Raw genomic sequence first — 5,740 nt, 5'->3', positions numbered from 1 at the left:
CATGGTCATCGGCACCGACCGCCGCGCCGCCGTGCAGGCCGCGCTGACGCAAGCGGGCATCGGCCACCTCGTTCATTACCCCATTGCCTGCCATCAGCAGCAGGCCTACGCCGGCCACCGCTGGCCGCCGCTGCCGATAGCCGAGGCGCTGCAGCACCAGGTGCTGAGCTTGCCGATTGCGCCGTACATGAGCGTCGCCGACGTGAATCGCGTCGCCGAGGTCGTCCGCAACGCGCTGAACTGACGCCATGCAATTCACCACGCTGGTTCCCGCCTACAAACCCAAATACCTCATCGAGCTGCTCGCGTCGCTGCGCCACCAGACGGTCAAGCCAGCGCGCATCATCATTTCCGACGACAGCCCCGACCAGGCCTTCATTGCCGCGCTGTCCAACCCCACGCTGCGCGACGCGGTAGCCGACCTGAACATCGAGGTCGTGCCCGGCCCGCGCACGGGCGCCTACGACAACTTCCGTGCGCTGCTGCAGCGCTACGGCGGCCAGACCGAACTGTTCCACCTGCTGCTCGACGACGACATCCCGTACCCCGCGTTCTACGAACGGCACCTGGCGGCGCACATGCAGGGCCGGCCGCAGTGCGCGGTCAGCCGTCGCTGGACGGCGCTCGAGTCCGGCCAGCCGACGCGCGATCTGCCCGTGCCGGCCGCCGTCGCCAACCACCCGCAGCGCATGCTCGCAATGGACGCCAAGCTGCTGTTCGCGCACACCGCGGGCGTCAGCGGCAACTGGCTCGGCGAGTTCTCGAACGCAACCTTCCATGCCGACATGGCGCCGCAGCTCGACGACCCCAGCCTGGACGGCATCTGCTTCACCGGCCTGGAAGACCTCGGCGCCTTCCTGAAGGCCAGCATCCGCTCGCCGCTGGGCTACATCAACGAGCACCTGGGCTACTTCCGCACCAGCGCCGCCCAGCATTCAGCGGACCCCATGGGCCGGCCGATGAAGCTGGCGCACCTGGCCTACATCGCGTTGACGCTGTCGGGCCGCCGGCTGGGTTTACTCGATCCCGCCGCAGCCCAGGCGAACCTGGCGCGGCTTTGCCCGGTGATCGTCGAGCGCTACGGCGCGCAGACGGACATGACGATGCTGTGCACCGTGCTGCCTGGCCTGGCTGCGGCCGACGCGTCCGCCGAGGCGGAGTTCCTGGACCTCTGGCACGTGTACAGCGGTGCCGCGGCGCGCCGCCCGCTACCGCCGCTGGCGCAACAACCCTCGTGAGGGCGGGGCATGGATGACGGCAACCCACGGCTGAGCGAGTTCCTGCAGGCCGAGCGTGCGCTGGCCAACGGCAACCATCAGCGGCTGGCGCCGTTGTACGACCGGCCGTTCGAGACGTTGTCCAAGGACCAGGTCGCCATCACCGGCGCCGATGGCTGGCAGTTCATCAGCAACGGCAGCAACCATTGGGAACAGCAGTACCTGGGGCAACTCCGGCTGACGCCAGAGGCCATCGCCGAGTGGCAGCAGGTGTTCGAGCGCCGGCTGGCCGCCGCCGGCGCCATCGGCGCGCGCTTCGGCCACCTCGTGGTGCCGGAGAAGCAATCCATCTTCCCCGAAGCGCGCTGGCCCAACGGCGTGCCCCTCGTCGGCGAGCGGCCCGTGCAGCAACTGCTGGCGGCCGTTCCGCAAGGTCTCGTCTACCCGTTGGAGCGGCTGCGCGCCGAATCGTGGCGTGCCGAGCTGGCCTTTCGGGGCAACAGCCACTGGTGCGCGAGCGGCACCTGGTTCGGCTTCGCGGCGCTGATGGTGTCGATCTGGCCAGAGCGCCGTTTCGACTTTGCGCATGTGCCGCTGGGCCGCGCCTGGTGGCGCCACGACCTGCTGCTGAAGTACATCGACGAGGTCTGCCACGAGAGCGTCATCAGCATCACGAGGCGCGCACCGCCGGTGTATGACAACCGTCTGCTCGCGACGACGGGCGCCCACGTCGGCAACCACTACGTGCTGCAGAACCCGGCCGCGCCCTACCAGGAGGCCGTGGTCGTGTTCGGCGACAGCTACTCCTTCGACATCGGTTTTGCCGACCTGCTCGCGGCCTTCTTCGGCCAGGTGCATTTCGTCTGGAACACGATGATCGACTTCCGCTACTGCCAGCGCGTGCAGGCCAGCCTGGTGCTGGTGCAGAGCGCCGAGCGCTACCTGGTGCGGCCGCACCCGCTCGACCTGGCGCCTCTTTGAACCCTTGAAGCCGAACCACTGATGAAAATCTGCCTGGTCCAGTACAACCCGTTCCACCCGAAGGTCGGCATCCTCGATGCGTACAACGAGGTCGTGGAGTCCTATCACTGGGGCTTCGCGGCGCTGGGCTACCAGGTCGAGCGTCGCGTCAACTTCTTCGATCCTGACGCGCTGAACCTCGTGTTCGGCTTCCAGATCCCGCTGCAGCTCGGGCTGATCGACAGCTTTCCCGACAACACCATCTTCTTCAACATGGAGCGCTACGCGCACCGCGACCTCGCCGGCACCGCCGCTGAGCACGTGGCGCGCAAATACCGGATCTGGGACTACAGCGCCTCCAACGTGGCGGCCTGGAATGCGCTGAACCCGCGCGTTCCGGCCTATCACGCGTTGACCGCCTACGCACCCAACCTGGAGAAGGTGCCCCAGGGTGTGGAGCAAGACATCGACGTGCTCTATTACGGCAACATCACGCCCGACCGTTTCGAGGCGCTGCACCAGGTGGCCGGCCTGCGGCCTGACCTGACCGGGCTGTCGGTGATGACGGTGTGCAATGTGTGGGGCAAGCAGCGCGACGACCTGATCGCGCGCGCCAAGGTGGTCGTCAACTTCTCGCGCGGCACCATCTTTGAGATCGTGCGCGTGTCCTACTTGATGGCGAACTGCAAGGCGGTCGTCTGCGACACCAGCGACGGGCTGGAGATCGAAGACGACTTGCGCCACGGCGCGCTCCAGTTCGTCAAGACGGCCGAGATCCGCAGCGCCTGCGAGGCCTTGGTGGCCGACGACGCGGCCCGGCAGGCCTACGCCCGGCGCGGCTACGACCTGATCCGCCAGCGCGACATCCGTGACGTGATCCGCCGCGCCCTCGGCTGACACGCGCCGCACCCAGCAGCAAGAGGCTCTTCGGAGCCTCTTTTTTCTTGCCTGCACCTTGCAGCAAAAGTCATGCAGCGCAAGCCAGGCGGCAGGGAAATTCCCGCGAAAAACAAACAGCCAGCCGCCCCTTGCGAGGCGAGCTGGCTGCTCTGGGCGGCCCGGTGCGGGCCGCTTCACGTCGTCAGATCAGGGGCATCTGGCGGTTGTTCTCGTCTTCGTCGATGGGCTTCAGGCGGTGATGCAGCATCTCCGGCGTGGTGCTCAACGGCTGCATCACCGGGGCACCTGCTGCCGAGCCACCCAGCAGCGCCGTTTCGGGCTGGGCCAGCAGCTCGTCGAGCTTGACGTCGGTGGCCGGCGCGCCGTTCTTGTCCTTCGCGAACCACACGTCGCCCAGCTGATGCTCCACACCGTCTGCGGTGGTGAAGCTGGAGAGCAGGCCCACCACGTTGCCGTTGTTGATGCCGGCCGTCTTGGTGGCGTCCAGGCTGAACTCGACGATGCCCAGGTCGGCCAGTGACTTCAGTTCACCCGCATCGGTCTTGCCGTCGTGATTGGCGTCGACCCACACGCGCAGCTGGTTGAACTGCGCGTCGCCACTGTTGATCTTGTGGTCGTGGTTGCTGTCCATGCTGGCCAGGGCGGCGAAGCCGTCCGTGGCACGCTTGCCGTCCGCCATCGCGAAGCCCGAGCCAAACAGCTCGGAGCCGTTGTTGATGAGGCCGTCCTTGTTGCGATCCAGGGCCAGCAGGCCGTCACCGCCACCGATCCAACCCCACTGCTGGGCGTGGCCGGTGCCGTTCAGGTCGAACAGCACACCGCTGGCCGCCCTCAACGTCTCGATGCCGTTGCCGTTCAGGTCCAGCACCAAAGGTGTCGACAGCCACATCGCGTCGGCCTGCGCGTTGCTCATCGCTTGCACCTGCTCCGAGGTCAGCGCCAGCGTCTGGCTCATATCCATCGCTGCGAGGTCCTGGGTTTCGAAGCCCTGGATCTGCTGCGTCGTGAAGGACTGGATCTGCTCCGTCGTCAGGCCGGTGATGGTCGCGGTCGTGAACGCGGCTATGTCCTGCGTGTCGATGGCCTGGATATGTGCCGTCGTGAACGAGCTGACCTGAGCCGATGTCAGCGCCGCGAAGTGCTGGGTGTCCAGCGCCGCCACGCTTTCCGTGGTCAGCGAGTTCAGCTGGGCGGTGCTCAGTGCATGCAGCTGGACGGTGCTCAGCACATGGATGTCAGCGGTTTCCATCGTCGACATCTGGCTGGTCGACAGTGCCGAGATCTGGCTCGTGGACAGGGCGTGGACTTGGGTGCTGTCAAAGGCGTTCAGGTCTTCACTGACCAAGCCGCTGATCTGTTGGGTGGTCAGCGACGCGACCTGCTGGGTGCTCAGGGCGCCGATCTGCTCGGAATCCAGGGCTTCCAGCTGAGTGGTGCTCAGGGCACGCAGCGACGCGGTGTTCAGCGCACGCAGGTCCTGCGTTTCGATGGCACCGATCTGGTCGGTCGTCAGGCCGACGACCTGGCGCGAGCTCAGCGCGGCGAACTGGCTGGTTTCCAGCGCGGCGATGTTCTCGGTGGACAGCGCGCCCAGTTGCGACGACACCATCACGGTGATCTGCGCGGTGCTCAGGGCGACGACGTCAGCGCTTTCCATCGTGGAGAGCTGGTCCGTCGACAGGGCGGCGATCTGCGCGGAGTTCAGCGCACGGACCTGCGCCGTGGTGAACGCGTTCAGGTCATCGCTGACGAGGCTGTTGACCTGGGCGGTCGTCAGCGACGCGACTTGCTGGGTGCTCAGGCCGCTGATCTGCGCGGAGTCGAGGGCTTCGAGCTGCGTGGTGCTCAGGGCGCGCAGCGCGGCGGTGTTCATGGCCCGCAGGTCTTGCGTTTCGATGGCGGCCATCTGGTCCGTCGTCAAGCCCGCCACCTGGCGCGAGTTGATCGCGGCAAGCTGGTTGGTCTCCAGCGCAGCGATGTTGGCGGTGGCCAGCGCGCCCAGTTGCGACGAGTTCAGCGCCAGGATCTGGCCGGTGCTCAGGGCAGCGACGTCAGCGCTTTCCATCGTCGAGACCTGGCTGGTCGTCAGCGAGCTGATCTGCGCGGTGTTCAGCGCGCGGATCTGGGCCGTGTCCAGCGCGTTGAGGTCATCGCTCACCAAACCGGCCACCTGCTGGGTCGTCAGCGAGGCGACTTGCTGGGTGCTCAGCGCGCCGATCTGGGCGGAACCCAGGGCTTCCAGTTGCGCGGTGCTCAGCGCGCGCAGCGCGGCCGTGTTCATGGCCCGCAGGTCTTGCGTTTCCAGGGCACCCATCTGGTCGGTGCTCAGGCCGGCGACCTGGCGGGAATTGATCGCGGCGAGCTGGTTGGTCTCCAGCGCGGCAATGTTCTCGGTGGACAGCGCGCCCAGCTGCGACGAGTTGAGCGAGAGGATCTGGCCGGTGCTCAGCGCGGCCACATCGGCGCTCTCCATCGTGGAGATCTGTGCCGTGGTCAGCGACGCAATCTGGGCCGTGTTCAGCGCGCGGATCTGTGCCGTTTCCAGCGCGTTCAGGTCGTCGCTCACGAGGCTGGCGACTTGTTGGGTCGTCAGCGAGGCGACTTGCTGGGTGCTCAGTGCGCCGATCTGGGCGGAGCCGAGGGCTTCGAGCTGCGCGGTGCTC

Annotated in this window: 4 protein-coding genes and 1 pseudogene; 4 read left to right on the top strand and 1 reads right to left on the bottom strand. The window is 66.9% G+C overall.

Annotated features, from left to right (window positions below):
- From ABIS05_RS21960 to ABIS05_RS21945, 4 genes are all read left to right on the top strand, one after another.
- On the top strand, nt 1–244 hold a 244-nt coding region (locus ABIS05_RS21960), incomplete at its 5' end, for a DegT/DnrJ/EryC1/StrS family aminotransferase (RefSeq protein WP_348013087.1).
- 4 nt (nt 245–248) lie between these two features.
- Nucleotides 249–1,238, top strand: coding sequence for a glycosyltransferase family A protein (locus ABIS05_RS21955; protein ID WP_348013086.1), 990 nt, complete (start codon nt 249–251; stop codon nt 1,236–1,238).
- A 9-nt stretch (nt 1,239–1,247) separates the two neighbouring features.
- Entirely contained in the window at nt 1,248–2,198 is a 951-nt protein-coding gene (locus ABIS05_RS21950) for a hypothetical protein (RefSeq protein WP_348013085.1), read from the top strand.
- A 21-nt stretch (nt 2,199–2,219) separates the two neighbouring features.
- A complete protein-coding gene (locus ABIS05_RS21945) occupies nt 2,220–3,074 on the top strand; it encodes a hypothetical protein (protein WP_348013084.1) in 855 nt (284 codons plus the stop codon).
- 184 nt (nt 3,075–3,258) lie between these two features.
- Here the strand turns inward: ABIS05_RS21945 and ABIS05_RS21940 are convergent.
- Nucleotides 3,259–5,740, bottom strand: a pseudogene (locus ABIS05_RS21940) (heme utilization protein); the annotation flags it as partial.

Source organism: Roseateles sp., from assembly GCF_039929605.1.
Taxonomy (GTDB): Bacteria; Pseudomonadota; Gammaproteobacteria; order Burkholderiales; family Burkholderiaceae_C; genus Pelomonas.
The sequence above is the reverse complement of the archived record's forward strand: the minus strand, read 5'-3'. Positions and strand labels throughout refer to the sequence as shown.

What these genes read in the sequence shown, in the direction of transcription:
- ABIS05_RS21955 (WP_348013086.1), top strand. Translation starts at nt 249, where the DNA reads ATGCAATTCACCACGCTGGTTCCCGCCTACAAACCCAAATACCTCATC.
- ABIS05_RS21950 (WP_348013085.1), top strand. Translation starts at nt 1,248, where the DNA reads ATGGATGACGGCAACCCACGGCTGAGCGAGTTCCTGCAGGCCGAGCGT.
- ABIS05_RS21945 (WP_348013084.1), top strand. Translation starts at nt 2,220, where the DNA reads ATGAAAATCTGCCTGGTCCAGTACAACCCGTTCCACCCGAAGGTCGGC.